The sequence below is a fragment of the Paraburkholderia sp. J10-1 genome (genome assembly GCF_905220165.1).
Lineage (GTDB): Bacteria > Pseudomonadota > Gammaproteobacteria > Burkholderiales > Burkholderiaceae > Paraburkholderia.
The window spans coordinates 35292-54166 of record NZ_CAJMYW010000026.1 but is presented as its reverse complement, the minus strand read 5'-3'; the positions used below and the strand labels follow the sequence as shown (position 1 = coordinate 54166).

The following is an 18875-nucleotide window of genomic DNA, read 5'->3' as shown; positions in this document are numbered from 1 at the left end:
GTTCTCTCGGCCGACGGCACCGTACAAAGTTTCTGTTTTTTCTATGCTGGTAACGCGCGCGGCGCCTTGCTCATGAAGCGGGGCGCCGCGGTACAACACAACATATGGTGTGAAGCCTTGTTTCGGGTACAAAGTATAGTGGAAGAAACAAGGCGATCAAATGGCTTTTTTTGCTGGTCCTATCTTGACAAGACCGCAAGCCAAGCAGCGCGGGCCTTACCGGCCAATGCGCTTTCGAGTGGTCTGCGAGGCGCGCGCCAAGACCCTGCGTTTGCGCGCGAGAGGTGCTTATTTCTTGTGCAGCCGAAGGGTGATTAGCCTGCGTTCGAACGTGTCATGACGCCGCGTTCTGCGCATCGTGCCCCTGGATATAGGGGAAGCTGGCATCGGCGAGCTGCGTATCGTGTTTGAGGCGTGCCCAGTCGAAGTGTGGGCCGGGATCGGTCTTGCGCCCAGGGGCGATGTCCGAATGGCCCGCCAGCGCCTCGATCGGATAGTGCGCAATGAGCGCCTTCACGAGCGCCGCGAGCGTGGCGTACTGCGCCGCCTCGAAGGCCGTCGTGTCGCTGCCTTCCAGTTCGATGCCGATCGCGAAATCGTTGCAGCGCTCGCGCCCGAAGAAGCTCGATGCGCCCGCGTGCCACGCGCGCTCGTCGCACGAGACGAACTGCTCGAGCGCGCCATCGCGATGAATGACGAAGTGCGCCGAGACGCGGACGCCGCGCAGGTTGGCGTCGAAGTACGGATGGGCGTCGCAGTCGAGGCGGTTGAGGAACAGTTCGGCGATCTCGGGGCCGCCGAACACGTTGGGCGGCAGGCTGATGTTGTGGACGACGATGAGCGTCGGCACGGCGCCTTGCGGGCGCGCCTCGAAGTTCGGCGAAGGCAGGTGGCGAGCGCCCGGCACCCAGCCTTGCGCATCGACTTCGTATGCGCGCGATCCCGGCAATTCCGGCGATGCAGCAGCGCTCATCGTGCGGGGCGATCCTGGGCGGTGGTGCGCGCATCGTAGGCGCGCGCATGCTCGGCGCTGCAGAACGAGCGCGCGCCGACATTCACCGATTCACTGCGCGGCGCATGCACGCCGCACTCGGCGCAGCGCACCATCGGCTCGGGCAGCGCGGCCTGGCCGCCCGCGCTCGTGCCGCCATTGGCATTGCGCGCGGCGCCTTGCCCCGGCTGCGCACCCTGCCCCGGCTGCGCACCGGGACGCGACTGTGTCTGCGCACGGCGCAGGGCCTTGACGAACCACTGTCCGATCACGAACAGCAGCACGAGGAGGAAAATCTGTCTCATCGGAACACGCGACTCAAACGACTCAAACCACAGGGCGGTGCAGCAGCACCTCGAAGACGAAACGGCTGCCCACATAAGCGAGCAGCAAGGCGATGAACGACGCGATCACCCAGCGCAGCGCGGCGCGTCCGCGCCAGCCGGAAATCTTGCGCGCGGTGAGCAGCGCACCGAACATCAGCCAGGACAAAATCGCGAAGACGGTCTTGTGATCGAGCGAGAGCGGCCGGTCGATCAACTGCTCGCTGAACACGATGCCGGAAACGAGCGTGGCCGTGAGCAGCACGAAGCCCGCGCCGATCAGGCGGAACAGCAGCTTCTCCATCGTGAGGAGCGGCGGCAACGTCTCGATCCAGTTCGACAGCCAGCCGCCGCCGCGATTGCTCGCGTTGCGCTGAAAGCCGGCGCCCTTGAGCGCATGCAGCCGGCGCTCGACAGCGAGCATCAGCACCGCGTGCAACGCGGCGATCGCGAAGAGCCCGTAGGCGACGTTCGCGATGACGAAGTGCAGCTTGAACATGGGCGCCGCCGCATAGGGCAGCACGCGCACACCGCCGAACACGAGCGGCAGGATCGACGCGACTGCGGCGAGCGGCAGCAACAACAGACGCAGACCGTCGAGCGCAAAGAAAAAGCTCTCGATCCAGTAGATGCCCGCGCCGAGCCAGAACATGGCCGACAACGCGAAGGCGAAGCCGAACACCATTTCGTTGGCGGGGAAGATCGTCGTGTGCAGCAGCAGGCCGTGCGCGGCGAGCGCGCCAAAGAGCAGCGTGCGCGAAAGCGGGCCGAAGGTCCGGGCGCGCAGGGCGTCGCCACCCAAGCCCGCGCCCGCGCCGACCGTCACCGGAACGGGCGGCACGCTGCCGAGCAGCGGCGCGGTGCCCGCGCGGCGCAGCGCGCGCCAGTCGGCGGCGCACAATCCGCCGTACAGGAGGACGGTGAGGGCATACAGTACAATATCCATGTTCGAAGTTTACTATAGGCCCCCTGGCCGCGCGGCAAACACACAGAAGCGCGACGAAACGCGGCGCTTTCCCGTTTAACGTGCGCGGGCCGGGCCGCACTGCTCACCGCCTCCCCATGCTCGACAATCTCACTCAACGGATGGCGCGCGTCGTCAAGACGCTGCGCGGCGAAGCCCGGCTGACCGAAGCCAACACGCAGGAAATGCTGCGCGAGGTGCGTCTCGCCCTGCTCGAAGCGGACGTGGCGCTGCCCGTCGTGCGCGAATTCATCGCCAAGGTGAAGGAGAAGGCGCTCGGCGAGGAAGTGATCGCCAGCCTCTCGCCTGGACAAGCGCTCGTCGGCGTGGTGCAGCGCGAGCTGACCGCCGTGATCGGCGGCGACTACGAAGGCAAGGCCGCCGAACTCGATCTCGCCGTCACACCGCCTGCCGTCATCCTCATGGCGGGTCTGCAGGGCGCGGGTAAAACCACCACCACCGGCAAGCTCGCCAAGCTCCTGCGCGAGAAGTACAAGAAGAAGGTCCTCACCGTTTCGTGCGACGTCTACCGCCCTGCCGCCATCGCGCAGCTGAAGACGGTGACGGAACAGGTCGGCGCCGACTTCTTCCCCTCGCAGCCGGACCAGAAGCCCGTCGAGATCGCCGCCGCCGCGGTCGACTGGGCCAAGCGCCATTATCACGACGTGCTGCTCGTCGACACGGCCGGCCGCCTCGGTATCGACGAGGCGATGATGAACGAGATCACGGCGCTGCACGCGTCGCTCAAGCCGGCTGAAACGCTGTTCGTCGTCGACGCGATGCTCGGTCAGGACGCGGTCAACACCGCGAAGGCGTTCAATGACGCCCTGCCGCTCACCGGCGTCGTGCTCACCAAGCTCGACGGCGACTCGCGCGGTGGCGCGGCGCTCTCCGTGCGCCACATCACGGGTAAGCCGATCAAGTTCGTCGGCGTCGCGGAAAAGCTCGACGGCCTCGAGGTGTTCCACCCGGACCGCATGGCCAACCGTATTCTCGGCATGGGCGACATTCTCGCGCTCGTCGAGGAAGCGCAACGCGGCGTGGACGTGCAGGCCGCGCAAAAGCTCGCCGACAAGGTCAAGAAAGGCGGCGACTTCGACCTCAACGACTTCCGCGCGCAGCTCTCGCAAATGAAGAATATGGGCGGCCTGTCGTCGCTCATGGACAAGCTGCCCGCCCAGTTCCAGCAGGCCGCCTCGGGTGCCGACATGGGCCAGGCCGAGAAGCAGATGCGCCGCATGGAAGGCATCATCAACTCGATGACGCCCGCCGAGCGCGCCAAGCCCGAACTCATCAAGGCCACGCGCAAGCGCCGCATCGCGGCGGGCGCGGGCGTGCAGGTCCAGGAAGTGAACCGCATGCTCAACCAGTACGAGCAGATGCGCACCATGATGAAGAAGCTGAAAGGCGGCAATCTGCAAAAGATGATGCGCGGCATGAAGGGCATGATGCCCGGCATGCGCTGATCCTGCGGGCCGCACGGCGCACATCGCGCGCACGGCGGCCCGACTCGACGCGGCGCGCGACGGAACAAATGCGCGGGTTTATGCTGTAGCGCGCGCCGCCGTTATTTTCCACACTTCATAGCTACAGCTACCTTCCCGCCAGAGTCATGAATCGCGAAGAAGCCCTGCACATTTTCCGCCACTCCGAAGAGATCGTTTCCGAGGGCGACGTCAATGCGTCGATCGGCCGGATGGCCGAAGCCATCCGCGCCGAGATCAGCGAGGACTTCCCGCTCGTGCTGTCGGTGATGGGCGGCGCCGCCGTGTTCACCGGCATGCTGCTGCCGCACCTCGACTTCCCGCTCGAGTTCGACTACATCCACCTCACGCGCTACCGCAACGCGATCAAGGGCAGCGCCGAGATGCAATGGCGCGTGGCGCCGCGCGAGTCGGTGAAAGACCGCGTGGTGCTCGTGCTCGACGACATCCTCGACGAAGGCGAGACCATGGCCGCGATTCGCGACCGCATCATGGATATGGGCGCGAAGCGCTTCCTCTCGGCCGTGCTGTGCGAGAAGACGCTCACGAAGGCCAAGCCGCTGCATCCCGACTACTGCGGCTTTTCGGTGCCGGACCGCTACGTGTTCGGCTGCGGCATGGACGCCAAAGGTTACTGGCGCAATCTGCCGACCATCCGTGCGCTGACCGAAGGCGCGTGAAGCGCGCGTCGACGAATCTGAAGCGCCATGAAAAAAAGCAGCCCGCGGGCTGCTTTTTTATTGCCTGCGACGCCCGCTGCATGCGGCGTCAGAGATGATGCACGAAGTTGGCGATACCCGCGAGGATCATCTCCACCGAAATCGCCACGAGCACGAGGCCCATCAGCCGCTCGAATGCCGTCACGACACGCTCGCCCAGCCACTGCTGGATGCGCTCCGCCAGCACCAGCACGATCGCGCAGATCACCATCGTCACGACGAGCGCCGCGACCCATTCATAGAGCTTGCCGGGCGCCTGCGAGGTGAGCAGCATGACCGTGGCGAGCGCCGAAGGCCCCGCGAGCGCGGGAATGGCGAGCGGCACGATGAGCGGCTCGCCGCCCTTGTCGCCGCCGCCGAACGGCCCGCCCGGATGCGGGAAGATCATGCGCAGCGCGATGAGGAACAGCACGATGCCGCCACCGATACGCAGCGACGTGTCCGTGAGCCCCATCATGCGCAGGAAGGCGTTGCCCGCCACCATGAAGATGAGCAGGATCACGAACGCAATCGCGACCTCGCGCAGGATCACGATCGCGCGGCGCTGCTGGGCAACGCCGCGCAGGCAGGTGATAAAGAGCGGAATGTTACCGAGCGGGTCGGTGATAAGGAGCAGCAGGACCGTAGCGGACAGAAAACTGTACTCCACGCTCAGAGCGCTCCTTTAACCGTGATGGATCGTCGTTAAACCGCAAGCGCCGCGCGGATCTTCTGCGCCACCGTCTGCGCAGCCTCATCGGCGGCGAGCAGCGTCGCTTCGGTGTCGCGGCGGCCCTGGTACTCGATCTTGCCGTCCTTCAGACCGCGCTCGCCGATGACGAGACGATGCGGCACGCCAATCAGCTCCCAGTCAGCGAACATCACGCCCGGGCGCTCGCCGCGGTCGTCGAGGATCACGTCCACGCCCGCTTCGACGAGTTCGCTGTACACGCGCTCGGCGTGCTCGCGCACGAGCTCGCTGCGGTCCATGCCCATCGGGCACACGACGACCTGGAACGGCGCAATCGACTCAGGCCAGATGATGCCCTTCTCGTCGAAGTTCTGCTCGATGGCTGCACCGAGAATACGCGTGATGCCGACGCCGTAGCAGCCCATCTGCATCGGCGCGGGCTTGCCGTTCTCGGCGAGGAACGTGGCGTTCATCGCTTCCGAGTACTTCGTCCCGAGCTGGAACACGTGGCCCACTTCGATGCCGCGGCAGATGTCGATCACGCCCTTGCCGTCCGGCGACGGATCGCCCTTCTTCACGTTGCGGATATCGGCGACGACCGGCTCCGGCAGGTCACGGCCCCAGTTCACACCCGTGGTGTGGAAGTCGACTTCGTTCGTGCCCACCACGAAGTCGCTCATGTTCGCGACCGTGCGGTCGGCGATCACCTTGACCGGCTTCTTCGTGTTGAGCGGGCCGAGGTAACCCGGCGGCGTGCCGAACCACTCGACGATTTCCGCTTCGGTAGCGAAGCGGAAGCCGCTCAGGCCTTCGAGCTTGCCGACCTTGATCTCGTTCAGATCGTGGTCGCCGCGCAGCATCAGCAGCCAGATGGTCGGCTCGGCGCCTTCGTTGTCCGTCGCGAGAATAATCGACTTGATCGTGCTTTCGAGCGGAATGCCGAGCAGCTCAGCCACTGCCTCGCACTTGGCCGCGCCCGGCGTGGGCGTTTTCGTGAGTGCTTGCGTCGCGGCGCCGCGCTGCGCGATGAGCGGCAGCGCTTCGGCGGCTTCGACGTTGGCTGCGAATTCCGAGGTCGGGCAGTAGGCGATATCGTCCTCGCCCGTTTCCGCGATCACGTGGAACTCGTGCGAACCGCTGCCACCGATCGAACCGTTGTCGGCCGCGACCGCGCGGAACTGCAGGCCGAGGCGCGTGAAAATGCGCACGTAGGCGTCATACATCTTCTGGTACGAAACCTTGAGACCTTCGACGTCCTTATCGAACGAATACGCGTCCTTCATGATGAATTCGCGCCCGCGCATCACGCCGAAACGGGGACGGATTTCGTCGCGGAACTTCGTCTGCACCTGATAGAAGTTCACCGGCAACTGGCGATAGCTCTTGATCTGGCCACGCGCGATGTCGGTAACGACCTCTTCGTGCGTCGGCCCCATCACGAAGTCGCTCTGCTTGCGGTCCTTGAAGCGCAGCAGTTCCGGCCCGTATTGTTCCCAGCGCCCCGATTCCTGCCACAGTTCGGCCGGCTGCACGGCCGGCATGAGCAGCTCGATTGCGCCGGCGCGGTTCATTTCCTCGCGCACGATCTGCTCGACCTTGCGGATCGAACGCAGGCCGATCGGCAAGTAGTTGTAGATGCCGCCAGCGATGCGACGGATCATGCCCGCGCGAACCATCAGCTTGTGGCTGACGATTTCCGCGTCAGCGGGCGCTTCCTTCAGGGTGCCGATAAAGAAACGGGAGGCTTTCATTCAAATTATCCAAAAGCGGCGGCCCGGTGCAGACCGCCCGAAGAAGTGACCAACGGAGGAGTTCACGAACCCGCCATTATGACAACGCGCCACGTGCCGCGCCGATGACGCCAGCCAGATTCGAAGCCGATTGCGCCCCGAGACCGTTTTGCGCGGTCGCGGCCATTCGCTCAACTTTCCGGACGGCGGGTGCGTGAGGACCGTTATCTGTTTATAATCAAAGCAATTTTAAAGGATTCGAAGGTGGTTGTATGCTGGATCGTGAGGGGTTTCGCCCGAACGTCGGCATCATCCTCTTGAACGCGCGAAACGAGGTGTTTTGGGGCAAGCGGGTTCGCGAACATTCCTGGCAGTTTCCGCAGGGGGGCATCAAGTATGGTGAAACCCCCATGCAGGCAATGTTTCGGGAGTTGCACGAAGAAACCGGTTTGCATCCGGAGCACGTCAAGATCGTCGGTCGCACACGCGACTGGTTGCGTTATGAGGTGCCGGACAAGTTCATCAAGCGCGAAGTGCGCGGCCATTATCGCGGCCAGAAACAGATCTGGTTTCTGCTGCGTATGGTCGGGCGCGACTGCGATATCTGCCTGCGGGCAACGGAGCATCCCGAGTTCGATGCGTGGCGCTGGAACGAATACTGGGTGCCGCTCGAAGCGGTCATCGAGTTCAAGCGTGACGTCTACCAGCTCGCGCTGACCGAGCTCTCGCGCTTCTTGCGCCGGCCTGCGCCGCGCCAGGAGCGGCTGGGCGTGCAAGCTCACGAGGTGCGTTACCCGCGCATCGTGACGTCGGCGCACGCAGACGCGGTGCATGCCGAGCCGTACGAGGCCGTAACAGAAAGCGTGCCCGAACGAACGCCGATCGAAAGCGATTGCGCGTCGGCGCAGAGTATCATCGAGCCTGCGCAGGACGAGCAGGATCAAGGGGCTTGAGCCAACGCAAAGAACGCCCGAACCGGCGGGGTCCGGCGCATCACGCGCCAGGCCCCGCCGGTTCGCATTCGCGGCGCAGTTCGGTTGTAACGTGCGCCCGTGCTTCGAGGAAAACCAATTTGAAACGATTTGCTCTTGCTGCGGCATGCGCCGCAGGCGGTGTGCTGCTTGTGTCGGGACTGGCCGCGTGCTCCAGTTCCGGTCCCACGAACAAGGACGACAGCGCGTTCGTCTACCTTCTGGACCGCAAGGGCGAATGGCAGGAAAACAAGCTCGAAGGCCTGCCGCCGCTGCCGCAGGCCGGCGCGAAGCTGCTGCCGTTCGACGTATCGAACAATTCGCCGCTCCAGTTCGCGATCGACCCGGCTTCGCTCACGGTCGGCACGGATGGCGTTGTGCGCTACACGATCGTCATCACGAGCCCGACGGGCGCGCGTAACGTGAACTATGAAGGCATTCGCTGCGACACCTACGAGTGGCGCCTCTACGCGAGCCTCGACGCCGATCACAACGGCTGGGACCAGACCGTCGCGAACAACTGGTCGCGCATCGAGAACGGCACGCTCAACGCGTACCAGTCGAGGCTTTATCAGGACTACTTCTGCGCCAACAAGATGCCGATCGCGAAGGCACCGACCCTCATCGAGAACCTGCGCTACGGCCGCACGCAGTCGACGCTGGTGCGCTAATAGCTGCACCGCCGTAAGCGGCGATGGGCATGAAAAAAAGCCGCTGCGGCCATTGGCCACAGCGGCTTTTCAATTTTTGGCGATGCGCGGCTGGCCGGGACAGCGTCAGACCAGCACGAGATTGTCGCGGTGAATCAGCTCCGGCTCAAGCATATAGCCGAGGATGCCCTCGATCTCGCCGCTCGGATGGCGCTGGATCAGCTTCGTTTCCGCGCTGCTGTAGTTGGTGATCCCGCGCGCGACTTCCGCGCCTGCGCCGTTCAGGCAAGCAATCACCTCACCGCGTGCAAACGCGCCCTGCACGCCGGTCACGCCGATCGGCAGCAGGCTCTTGCCGTCTGCCGTGAGCTTCTGCACCGCGCCGTCATCGATCACGACGTGGCCGCGCACCTGAAGGTGGTCGGCCATCCACTGCTTGCGCGCCGCCATGCGCGCCGTGCGTGCGATGAGTTGCGTGCCGATCGCCTCGCCCGCAGCCAGCCGCACGAGCACCTGCGCTTCGCGCCCGCTCGCGATCACCGTGTTCGCGCCGCTATGCGCAGCGCGCTTGGCTGCGAGGATCTTGGTGAGCATGCCGCCGCGGCCGATGCTCGACCCCGCGCCGCCCGCCATGGCCTCGAGTTCCGGCTTGCCTGCGTCGGCTTCCTGCACGAGCGTTGCGTTCGGGTCCTTGCGCGGATCGGCCGTATACAAGCCGCTCTGGTCGGTGAGGATGATGAGCGCGTCGCCTTCGATCAGGTTCGCGACGAGCGCGCCGAGCGTGTCGTTGTCGCCGAACTTGATTTCGTCGGTGACCACGGTGTCGTTCTCGTTGATGATCGGCACGACGCCCAGACGCAGCAGCGTGAGCAACGTGGAGCGCGCATTGAGATAGCGTTCGCGGTCAGCGAGGTCGGCGTGCGTAAGCAGGATCTGCGCAGTGCGGATGTCGTGCTCGGCAAAGCGGCTCTCATAAACCTGCGCGAGCCCCATCTGGCCGACCGCCGCAGCGGCCTGAAGCTCGTCGATCTCGCGCGGTCGCTTCGTCCAGCCGAGCCGCTGCATGCCTTCGGCGATCGCGCCCGAACTCACGAGCACGACTTCCTTGCCCTGTGCGCGCAGCGCCGCGATCTGCGCGGCCCAGCGGCCGATTGCCGCATGATCGAGCCCGCGGCCGTCGTTGGTGACGAGGCTCGAGCCGACTTTCACTACCAGACGCCGCGAATCGGCGATGACGGAACGCATGCTGCGCGGTCTCCCAAATGACTGATGACGCGTGAAGTTTCCTGAGAGCGGCCGGCGCGGCTCGCGCGCCGGCCGATGCGGCGAATTACTCCTGCGGCTGCTCCGCGTTTCCGCCTTGCCCCTCGCGGAAGCGCACGTCGGATGCGAGGTCTTCGGCTTCTTCAGCACGGCGTGCGTCGGAGTGCGCGGAGACGTAGTCGTATATCGCGTAACACAGGTTTTCGCAGCCCTGCCCCGTGAGAGCGGAGATCTCGAACACAGGCCCTTCCCACTCGAAGCGCTTCACGAAGTCGGCGATACGCGCTGCACGCTCATCTTCCGGCACCATGTCGAGCTTGTTCAGCACGAGCCAGCGCGGCTTGTCATAGAGCGTCTCGTCGTACTTGCGCAGTTCGCCGACGATCGCCTTCGCCTCCGCAACCGGATCGACGCTTTCGTCGAACGGCGCGAGATCGACCAGATGCAGCAGCAGGTTCGTACGCTGCAGGTGGCGCAGGAACTGGTGACCGAGGCCCGCACCTTCGGCGGCGCCTTCGATCAGGCCCGGAATATCGGCGATCACGAAGCTCTTGCTCGGCCCCACGCGCACCACGCCCAGATTCGGCGCGAGCGTCGTGAACGGGTAGTCGGCAATCTTGGGCTTCGCGTTCGACACCGAGGCGATGAACGTGGATTTGCCCGCGTTCGGCATGCCGAGCAGGCCGACGTCGGCCAGCACCTTCAGTTCCAGCTTGAGCATGCGGCGCTCGCCGGGCTTGCCGTCGGTCTTCTGACGCGGCGCGCGGTTCGTGGACGACTTGAAATGCAGGTTGCCGAGGCCACCCGCGCCGCCCTTCGCGACCATCACCTGCTGCTCGTGCTCGGTCAGGTCGGCGATCAGCTCGCCCGTGTCCTGGTCGGTGATGACCGTGCCCACCGGCATGCGCAGCGTGATGTCGTCGCCGCCCTTGCCGTAGCAGTCCGAGCCGCGGCCGTTCTCGCCGTTGCGCGCCTGGTGCTTTTTCGTGTAGCGGTAGTCGATGAGGGTGTTGATGTTGCGGTCGCCGACCGCGTAGACGCTGCCGCCGCGCCCGCCGTCACCGCCGTCCGGCCCGCCGAACGGGACGAACTTCTCGCGTCGCATCGACGCGCTGCCATCGCCCCCATCGCCGGCGATGACTTCGATCTTCGCTTCGTCAATGAACTTCATGAGTTACTCCGTCCCGTGAATGTCGATATTTTGCCCGCCATGGCCAAAACTGGCCAACCTGGCCGAACGGCCAACGACGCTCGCAAAGCCAGACGGAAGCCCACTACGACCCCGAAAGACTGCAGATAAACAAAAAGGCCCCGCAAACTTCGCGGGGCCTTCTTAGCGTCGCGTGTAGCCCGCTCGCGAGCGGTCTAAAGCTTAGGCCGCTGCCGGGACGACGTTGACCTGTTGCTTGTTGGCTGCGCCCTTGATCGAGAACGAGACGTGGCCGTCGACCAGCGCGTAGAGCGTGTGGTCCTTGCCGATGCCGACGTTCAGGCCCGGGTGCATACGCGTACCGCGCTGGCGAACGATGATGCCGCCTGCGAGGATAGCCTGGCCGCCGAACACCTTCACGCCAAGTCGTTTCGACTCTGAGTCGCGGCCGTTACGTGACGACCCGCCTGCCTTTTTGTGTGCCATTTGTTTGCTCCTTTACCTGCGTGCGCTTACGCGTTGATCGCGTCGATGCGCAGTTCGGTGTAGTTCTGGCGGTGGCCGCCATGCTTCTGGTAGTGCTTCCGGCGACGCATCTTGAAGATGGTCACTTTGGCGTGTCGGCCTTGCGACACAACGGTGGCCTTGACGGAAGCCCCACTGACCAGCGGCGTACCGAACTTAATCGATTCGCCTTCGCCCACTGCGAGAACCTGGTCGAGCGTGATTTCTGCGTCAATGTCAGCCGGTATCTGTTCTACTTTAAGTTTTTCGCCAACGGCAACTTTGTATTGCTTGCCGCCGGTTTTTATGACCGCGTACATTGAGAACCTCACTCTGAGTAATCTTTTCAGGCACACTGCGCGCCCGAAACCTTAGATTATACATAGAGTTAGCTACGCGGTCAAAAGACATGCAAGTCCGTTGTGCTGATGCGCGAGGGCGCCTGGGGATCGCCAGACAGGTCCGCGGCTGTCCGATCGGCATAGCGCCAACATCCATGCGCCCGCCCGGGCCGCGTAAAAATAGAGGGAGCCATCAGCCGGACGGCAGCGGAGCGTCCGGCATGCCGTCGATTCGCCTTATAATCCGCGGCACTACCCATATTTGCCATCATGTCGTCCACCGCCACCCCATCCCCCAGCGCAGCCACCCTGCTCGCCCCCATCGCCAGTGACATGGAGCAGGTGAATCGTGTCATCCGGCAAAGCCTGGCGTCCGAGGTGATGCTGATCAACCAGATCTCCGAGTACATCATCGGCGCGGGCGGCAAGCGGCTGCGTCCGGCGCTCCTGCTGATGGTGGCCGGCGCGCTCGGCGACGTCGGCACGCAGCGTCACGTGCTCGCGGCGGTCGTCGAGTTCATTCACACGGCTACGCTCCTGCACGACGACGTCGTCGACGAATCGGATCTGCGGCGCGGCCGCCAGACGGCCAATGCTCTCTTCGGCAACGCCGCCAGTGTGCTGGTGGGCGACTACCTGTACTCGCGCTCGTTCGAGATGATGGTGGGCGTCGGCAAGATGCGCGTGATGGAAATTCTTTCGGCGGCCACGACGATCATCTCCGAGGGTGAAGTCCTGCAGCTCCTGAACATGCACGACGCCGACGTGGACACCGACCGCTACATGCAGGTGATCCGCTACAAGACCGCCAAGCTTTTCGAAGCCGCGGCGCAGCTTGGCGCGGTGCTTTCGGGGGCGGATGCGCGCACCGAGGAGGCCGCGGCCGAATACGGGCGGCGCATCGGCACGGCATTCCAGATCATGGACGACTGGCTCGACTACACGGGCACGCCTGAATCGATGGGCAAGAACGCCGGCGACGACCTGCGCGAAGGCAAGCCCACGCTGCCGCTCATCTGGCTGATCGAACACGGCACGGCGGCGGAAGCCGCACTTGCACGCGAAGCGATCGAGCAAGGCGGCACGACGCGCTTCGACGAAATCTTCGCGGCAATTACCCGCTCGGGCGCGCTCGAACACACGCTGCAATGCGCGCGCGCCGAGGCGCAGGCTGCCGCCGATGCGATTTCAGCGTTCCCCCCTTCCATTTACAAAGATAGCCTGCTAGAATTATGTTCTTACTCGACGACGCGCCAGTCTTGAAACAGACGAAGCGGGTTGTGGAGTCCAGCAGTAAATTCGGGGTGTAGCTTAGCCTGGTAGAGCGCTACGTTCGGGACGTAGAGGCCGGAGGTTCGAATCCTCTCACCCCGACCAGAATTCAAAAAAAACCGCGCATGCAATGCGCGGTTTTTTTTCGTCTGTACCTCCTGTGCGCCGGGCCACGCGGGGGCGCGGCGGCCACGGCCTTGTCCGATCGGCCAGTGGCCCTGGAAGTGCGGAACCCCTCTGTTATAGTTTCCCCATCCGCCCCCCCTCATTTTCTCGACGCGTGGACCACCTTCCCTTATGGGCGCAGATTTGCGCCGTCTTCGTCCTGCTCATCTGCTCCAGCTTTTTCTCCATCTCCGAAACGGCGATGATGGCGCTCAATCGCCATCGGCTCAAATACCTCGCCAATCACGGCACGCTCGGCGCGAAGACCACCCAGAAGCTGCTCGCGCGCACCGACCTGCTGCTTTCGGTCATCCTGATCGGCAACAATCTGTTCAACACCATCATCCCGGTGCTGACGACTTCGATCGCACTGCACACGTTCGGTCACGACAATCTCGTGCTCTCGGTCGCAACGGGCATCGTCGCGTTTCTCATCATCGTGTTCGCGGAAATCACGCCGAAGATTGTGGGCGCAACGTTCCCCGAGAAAATCGCGCTGCCCGCAAGCCTGTTGATCGCGCCGCTCATGCGTGTGACGAAGCCGCTCATCTGGTTCGTCAACATGTTCGCAAACGGCATTTTGCGCGTCCTGCACATCAATACGCACAAGGCACACGACCAGCGGCTCTCCACCGAGGAGTTGCGCACCATCGTGCTCGAGTCGGGCAGCTTCATGCCGACCAAGCACCGCAGCATCTTGCTGAACCTGTTCGATCTGGAGAACATCACCGTCGACGACGTGATGATTCCGCGCCGGCGCATCGAGGCGCTCGACTACGACGCTCCTCTCGAAGATATCCTGCATCAGCTCGAGACCTGCTATCACAACAAGCTGATCGTCTATCAAGGCGACATCGACCGTGTACTCGGCGTGCTGCATGTGCGCAAGACGCTGGCCGCGCTGCATAACCAGGAGTTCGAGCGCGAGACCTTGCGCGAACTGCTCGCCGAGCCGTATTTCGTGCCTACGGGCACACCAGGGTTCCAGCAACTTCAGTACTTCCAGGAAAGCCGTCATCGCATCGCCCTCGTCGTGAACGAGTACGGCGAGATGGAAGGGCTCGTGACGCCCGAGGACATCATCGAGGAGTTGATCGGCGAATTCACCACGTCGATGCCGCGCAGCGGCACCGGGCGCGGCGGCTGGAACGAAGAAGGCGAATGCATCGTGCCGGGCAGCATGCCTTTGCGCGAGCTCAATCGCTGGCTTCACATCAAGCTGCCCACCGACGGTCCCAAGACGCTCAACGGCCTGATTCTCGAAGTGCTCGAAGAGATTCCCGAGGGCGACGTGTGCCTGCAGATCGGCGACGTGAAGCTCGAAGTGCTGCGCAGCGACGACCAGGCTGTGCGCACGGTCAAGCTCTTCAAGCCAGGCGCCAAAGCACGCCCAAGCACGCTGCAAAAGGCGAAGAAGCTGCTTCCGGGACGTTAGCCGTTCGGCCAGGTGGCGGCGCAGTGCGCCGCACGCCATGATGAAGGCGTCATTTGTTCGAGGCGGCTTCGCGCTGGCATGTCGATGCTTTCTACTCCTTATTGTGCGCGCCTTTTCGCCGCCATGCCTGCCGAAGGCGGTATGGGCGGCGGGGCAACGGCACGCGCACCCGCGCCTATTTCTGCACCGCAGCTCGACGACGCCCCGGCCGTTCGCCTGCTCTCCGAGACGCTGCGCGAAGCCACACGGCGCAACGCCTCGGATCTGCACATCGAGCCAATGGAACACGGCTGGCGCGTGCGTCTGCGCATCGACGGCGTGCTGCATGAATTGGCGAGGCCGCCCGCGCATCTGCGCGATGCATTCGTCACACGCATCAAGGTGCTCGCACGCATGGACATCGCCGAGCGGCGCGTTCCACAGGACGGCAGGCTGCGGCTCGCGGCCTCCACGACGTCGCAAGCCGCCGAGGACTATCGCGTGAATTCGCTGCCGACGCTTCACGGCGAAAAGCTCGTGTTGCGCAGGCTCGAAGCGCTACCCGCAGACCTATCCCTTGCCGAACTCGGGCTCGACGAAGCGCAACAGCGCACGCTTGCCGATGCGATCAGCGCGCCGCATGGTCTCGTGCTCGTCACGGGCCCCACGGGCAGCGGCAAGACGCTCTCGCTCTACTGTTTCCTGCAGAGACTCAACGGCACGGCGCGCAATCTCTGCTCGGTGGAAGACCCCGCCGAAATCCAGCTCGCGGGCATCAATCAGGTCAACGTGCGCGAGAAGGCCGGGCTCACTTTTGCGGTGGCACTACGCGCGCTGCTGCGCCAGGACCCGGACGTCATCATGATCGGCGAAATTCGCGACGAAGAAACCGCCAGCGTCGCCGTGAAGGCCGCGCAAACCGGCCATCTCGTACTCTCGACCGTGCACACGAACGACGCGAGCGCGGCCTGCGCACGGCTCGTCGACATCGGTGTCGAGCCGTACAACCTGGCGGGCTCGCTGCGGCTCGTCACGGCGCAACGTCTCGTGCGGCGGTTGTGTCCGCAATGCCGCGTGCGCGGCGATGCTTCGCAGGCGGTGCTCGTCGCGGCGGGACTGAGCACGCAAGAGTGTGACATCGCGCAACCTTATGTTGCGCGCGGCTGCGAAGCTTGCCACGGCATTGGCTATCGCGGCCGCGTGGGCATACACGAAGTCTTGCCGATATCAGAGGCCATACGCGACCTGATCGTCGCCGGGCGCGGTGCACACGAAATCGCTCGCGAAGCACGCAGAAACGGTGTGGCGACCTTGCGCGAAGCGGCGCTCGCCCGCGTGCGCGACGGCACCACGAGCCTGGCCGAAGCGCTCGCCGCAACGGACGCGTCATGAGCACTCTGGGCACCACGCGCGCCCATCGCGGTCCATCCGAGTGGCGCTTCGCGTGGCGCGGTCTCGATGCATCGGGCGCCGCGAAACGCGGCACGATGATCGCACTCGACGCCGCCGCTGTGCGCGTCGCACTCAAGCGCGAGCGCATCACCGTACTCGCCATCGAGCGCAAGTCGAGCGCAGGCGCGCCCAAGGCAAGCCACGCGGACGTCACCCGCTTTACGCGCCAACTCGCGAGCCTCCTGCGCGCCGGCCTGCCGCTTGCGAATGCGCTCGACTTGCTTGCACTGTCACCGGGGCCGCACGGCATGCCACGCATTGCTGCCGCACTCGCACGTGATATCGCCGGCGGCCTGCGCTTTGCCGACTCGCTCGCCCTGCACCCCGCGCGCTTCAACGCGCTCTATTGCCAGCTCGTCGCCGTTGGCGAAGCCTCAGGAGCGCTCGCAACCGTACTCGGGCGTCTCGCCGACGACCGCGAGCGCGCCGCCGCGCAGCGCGCCAAAGTACGCGCGGCGCTCACCTACCCCGTCGCGGTGTTGCTGCTCGCGTTCGTCATTACCGCGGCGCTGCTGGTTTGGGTCGTGCCCACGTTCAAGCAGATCTTCGACGGCTTCGGCGCCGCACTGCCAGCGCCAACGCAATTCGTGCTGAGGCTCTCGGCGGGTGCCGCACGTTGGAGCGTGCCGGCCGCTGTCGGTGCCGCGACCGGCGCGCTCGCCCTACAAGCGTGCTTGCGCCGCTCGGAAGCCGCGCGCATCGCGTTCGGACGAACGATGCTGAAACTCCCGCTTTGCGGCGCGCTGCTCACCACGTTGTGCGCCGCCCGCTGGAGCCGTGCGCTCGGTACGCTGCTCGCCGCCGGCACACCGCTCGCCGACGCCTTCGATTCGCTCGCGCACGCGAGCGGCAACGCATTCTTCGATCGCGCGAGCGCGGGCATCAGCGAGCGTCTGCGGCACGGCGAGCGGCTCGCCGCCGCCATGCGCGCGGCGGGATGCTTTCCGGTCGACGTGGTTCAGCCCGTTGCGGTCGCGGAAGAGTCAGGCGCGCTCGACGCCATGCTGCTCGATGTGGCCTCGCTCGCCGACCGTCAGGTCGACGAAAAGATCGCGCTCGTATCGAGCCTGTGCGAGCCGCTCGTGATCGTCGTGCTGGGTGCGCTCGTCGGCGGCCTCGTCGTGGCGATGTATCTTCCCATCATTCAACTGGGCAACGTGGTGTAGCATCGCTGCCAGACTCCGGTTCCGTCCCATGCCCGTCCAACTTCTTTCCGCGCCCGACACCGCAACGCCGCTCGCCGCCGCTCTCGCCGGCCTGCCCTTCGGCGTGCTCATGGGCTTCACCATCGCATTCGGGCTCGTCATCGGCAGCTTTCTCAACGTAGTCGTTCACCGGCTGCCGATCATGCTGGAGCGCGCGTGGCGCGCCGATGTGGCGGAAGCCACCGGCACACCCGGCCCGCTCTTCGAAGAAGACGGGCTGCCCGCGCGCTACAACCTCTGGCTCCCGCGCAGCGCGTGCCCGCACTGCGGCCACGTCTTGCGCGCCTGGGAAAACATTCCCGTGATCAGCTGGGTCGCGCTGCGCGGGCGCTGCTCGCACTGTCATGCGCGCGTGAGCTTGCGCTATCCGGTCATCGAAATCGCGAGCGCGGCTTGCGCTGCCGGCGCGTTGCTCGCCTTCGGGCCCACGGGCAAGGCGCTCGCCGCCTTCGTGCTGTGCGCCGCGCTCATCGCGGCGAGCGCCATCGACCTCGAACACCAGATGCTGCACGACGAGATCACGCAGCCGCTGTTGTGGGCCGGGCTGCTGGTCAACTTTGCGGGCACCTTCGTCACACTGCGCGAAGCTGTGATTGGCGCGGTCGCGGGCTATCTGGCGCTCTGGTGCGTCTATTGGGTCTTCAAGCTGTTGCGTGGCGTAGAAGGCATGGGCCACGGTGACTTCAAACTGCTCGCCGCGCTCGGCGCCTGGCTCGGCTGGAGCGCGCTGCCGCAAATCGTCGTGATCGCAGCCGTAGCCGGCGCGCTCATCGGCATCATCGCTACGTTGACGGGACGCATGCGCTACGAGGAGCCGCTGCCGTTCGGCCCGTATCTGGCCGCAGGCGCGCTCATCACATTGTTTGCAGGCACACCGCTGTATGGCGTATTTGCGTGGGGGAACTGATCAAATGTTCGCGGTCGGATTGACAGGTGGCATCGGCAGCGGCAAGTCCACCGTTGCGGATTGCTTTGCCGCGCGCGGCGTGACGATCGTCGACACCGATCTCATCGCGCATCGCATTACCGCGCCGCATGGCGTCGCGATGGCGCAGATCGCCGCTGAATTCGGGGCTGAATTCGTCGCGCCGGACGGCTCGATGGACCGCGCGCGCATGCGCACACTCGTATTCGGCGACGAAGCCGCGCGCAAGCGGCTCGAGGCCATCACGCACCCGCTGATCCGCTCCGAGACAGAACGCGAAACGCGAGAGGCGAGCGGCCCTTACGTGATCGTGGTCGTGCCTTTGCTCGTGGAGTCGGGCACCTGGAAGACACGTGTCGATCGCGTGCTTACCGTCGACTGCAGCGTGGAAACCCAAGTCTCCCGTGTCATGCGCCGCAATGGCTTTACGCGCGAGCAGGTGCTCGCGATCATCGCGCGGCAAGCCACGCGCGAGGCACGCCTCGCGGCCGCCGACAACGTGGTGGTGAACGACAACGGGGCCACGCTCGAAACACTCGCCCAGGACGTCGACGCATTGCATCAGACGTATCTCAAGCTCGCTGCCGCAAAGGCCAGTCAAACTTAAAGCGCGCCACCTGCGCGCAGGAAACTCACGCTCGCCACGCCAGTCGAAACGCATCGCGGGACAATGCTCAGCGCA

General features: G+C 64.8%; 19 protein-coding genes and 1 tRNA gene. 11 read left to right on the top strand and 9 right to left on the bottom strand.

The window, feature by feature from the left end; genetic code table 11:
* Nucleotides 1–334 precede the first annotated feature (334 nt).
* The 3 genes from ampD to U5A65_RS37735 are packed head-to-tail and all read right to left on the bottom strand — an operon-like array spanning nucleotide 335 to nucleotide 2260.
* Nucleotides 335–973, bottom strand: coding sequence for a 1,6-anhydro-N-acetylmuramyl-L-alanine amidase AmpD (gene ampD, locus U5A65_RS37745; RefSeq protein ID WP_321949417.1), 639 nt, complete (start codon nucleotides 971–973; stop codon nucleotides 335–337).
* On the bottom strand, nucleotides 970–1296 hold the full coding sequence (locus U5A65_RS37740) for a PP0621 family protein (RefSeq protein WP_321916750.1): 327 nt from the start codon (nucleotides 1294–1296) through the stop codon (nucleotides 970–972). The genes ampD and U5A65_RS37740 overlap by 4 nt, the downstream gene beginning before the upstream one ends.
* Before the next feature lie 22 nt (nucleotides 1297–1318).
* Nucleotides 1319–2260, bottom strand: a complete 942-nt coding sequence (locus U5A65_RS37735) for an inner membrane protein YpjD (RefSeq protein ID WP_321916751.1) — start codon at nucleotides 2258–2260, stop codon at nucleotides 1319–1321.
* A gap of 116 nt (nucleotides 2261–2376) precedes the next feature.
* On the opposite strand from U5A65_RS37735, the gene ffh reads away from it, so the two are divergent.
* A complete protein-coding gene (ffh, locus tag U5A65_RS37730; RefSeq protein WP_321916752.1) occupies nucleotides 2377–3744 on the top strand; it encodes a signal recognition particle protein in 1368 nt (455 codons plus the stop codon).
* Nucleotides 3745–3890: 146 nt separating this feature from the next.
* Complete coding sequence (locus U5A65_RS37725; protein ID WP_028207817.1) at nucleotides 3891–4442, top strand: hypoxanthine-guanine phosphoribosyltransferase; 552 nt, start codon at nucleotides 3891–3893, stop codon at nucleotides 4440–4442.
* 88 nt (nucleotides 4443–4530) lie between these two features.
* Here U5A65_RS37725 and U5A65_RS37720 read toward each other — a convergent pair whose 3' ends face one another.
* Nucleotides 4531–5130, bottom strand: coding sequence for a MarC family protein (locus U5A65_RS37720; RefSeq protein ID WP_321916754.1), 600 nt, complete (start codon nucleotides 5128–5130; stop codon nucleotides 4531–4533).
* A 35-nt stretch (nucleotides 5131–5165) separates the two neighbouring features.
* Nucleotides 5166–6902: a proline--tRNA ligase gene (locus tag U5A65_RS37715; protein ID WP_321949416.1), complete on the bottom strand. Its 1737-nt coding sequence runs from the start codon at nucleotides 6900–6902 to the stop codon at nucleotides 5166–5168.
* A gap of 251 nt (nucleotides 6903–7153) precedes the next feature.
* On the opposite strand from U5A65_RS37715, the gene U5A65_RS37710 reads away from it, so the two are divergent.
* Complete coding sequence (locus U5A65_RS37710; protein WP_321939008.1) at nucleotides 7154–7834, top strand: RNA pyrophosphohydrolase; 681 nt, start codon at nucleotides 7154–7156, stop codon at nucleotides 7832–7834.
* Nucleotides 7835–7953: 119 nt separating this feature from the next.
* Entirely contained in the window at nucleotides 7954–8523 is a 570-nt protein-coding gene (locus U5A65_RS37705; RefSeq protein WP_321916758.1) for a CNP1-like family protein, read from the top strand.
* Nucleotides 8524–8628: 105 nt separating this feature from the next.
* Here U5A65_RS37705 and proB read toward each other — a convergent pair whose 3' ends face one another.
* From proB to rplU, 4 genes are all read right to left on the bottom strand, one after another.
* Nucleotides 8629–9747 carry a glutamate 5-kinase gene (gene proB, locus U5A65_RS37700; protein ID WP_321916760.1) on the bottom strand — a complete coding sequence of 373 codons (1119 nt, stop codon included), beginning with the start codon at nucleotides 9745–9747 and terminating at the stop codon, nucleotides 8629–8631.
* Between the two features lie 85 nt (nucleotides 9748–9832).
* Nucleotides 9833–10936, bottom strand: coding sequence for an Obg family GTPase CgtA (gene cgtA, locus U5A65_RS37695; protein ID WP_321916762.1), 1104 nt, complete (start codon nucleotides 10934–10936; stop codon nucleotides 9833–9835).
* Between the two features lie 201 nt (nucleotides 10937–11137).
* The gene (gene rpmA, locus U5A65_RS37690; RefSeq protein ID WP_158758669.1) at nucleotides 11138–11401 is read right to left on the bottom strand and encodes a 50S ribosomal protein L27; all 264 of its coding nucleotides are present in this window, start codon (nucleotides 11399–11401) and stop codon (nucleotides 11138–11140) included.
* A 26-nt stretch (nucleotides 11402–11427) separates the two neighbouring features.
* On the bottom strand, nucleotides 11428–11739 hold the full coding sequence (gene rplU, locus U5A65_RS37685) for a 50S ribosomal protein L21 (protein WP_007180329.1): 312 nt from the start codon (nucleotides 11737–11739) through the stop codon (nucleotides 11428–11430).
* A gap of 291 nt (nucleotides 11740–12030) precedes the next feature.
* Here rplU and U5A65_RS37680 point away from each other — a divergent pair, with 291 nt between their 5' ends.
* From U5A65_RS37680 to coaE, 7 genes are all read left to right on the top strand, one after another.
* Nucleotides 12031–13023, top strand: coding sequence for a polyprenyl synthetase family protein (locus tag U5A65_RS37680; protein ID WP_321916763.1), 993 nt, complete (start codon nucleotides 12031–12033; stop codon nucleotides 13021–13023).
* Between the two features lie 37 nt (nucleotides 13024–13060).
* A tRNA-Pro gene (locus tag U5A65_RS37675) sits at nucleotides 13061–13137 on the top strand.
* 175 nt (nucleotides 13138–13312) lie between these two features.
* Entirely contained in the window at nucleotides 13313–14632 is a 1320-nt protein-coding gene (locus U5A65_RS37670) for an HlyC/CorC family transporter (protein WP_321916765.1), read from the top strand.
* A 141-nt stretch (nucleotides 14633–14773) separates the two neighbouring features.
* A complete protein-coding gene (locus U5A65_RS37665; protein WP_321939031.1) occupies nucleotides 14774–16003 on the top strand; it encodes a GspE/PulE family protein in 1230 nt (409 codons plus the stop codon).
* The gene (locus tag U5A65_RS37660) at nucleotides 16000–17229 is read left to right on the top strand and encodes a type II secretion system F family protein (protein ID WP_321949415.1); all 1230 of its coding nucleotides are present in this window, start codon (nucleotides 16000–16002) and stop codon (nucleotides 17227–17229) included. The genes U5A65_RS37665 and U5A65_RS37660 overlap by 4 nt, the downstream gene beginning before the upstream one ends.
* Before the next feature lie 28 nt (nucleotides 17230–17257).
* Nucleotides 17258–18175 (top strand): A24 family peptidase, encoded by a 918-nt coding sequence (locus tag U5A65_RS37655; RefSeq protein WP_321949414.1) that lies wholly within the window; start codon nucleotides 17258–17260, stop codon nucleotides 18173–18175.
* 4 nt (nucleotides 18176–18179) lie between these two features.
* Nucleotides 18180–18800, top strand: a complete 621-nt coding sequence (gene coaE, locus U5A65_RS37650; protein WP_321939014.1) for a dephospho-CoA kinase — start codon at nucleotides 18180–18182, stop codon at nucleotides 18798–18800.
* Nucleotides 18801–18875 lie beyond the last annotated feature (75 nt).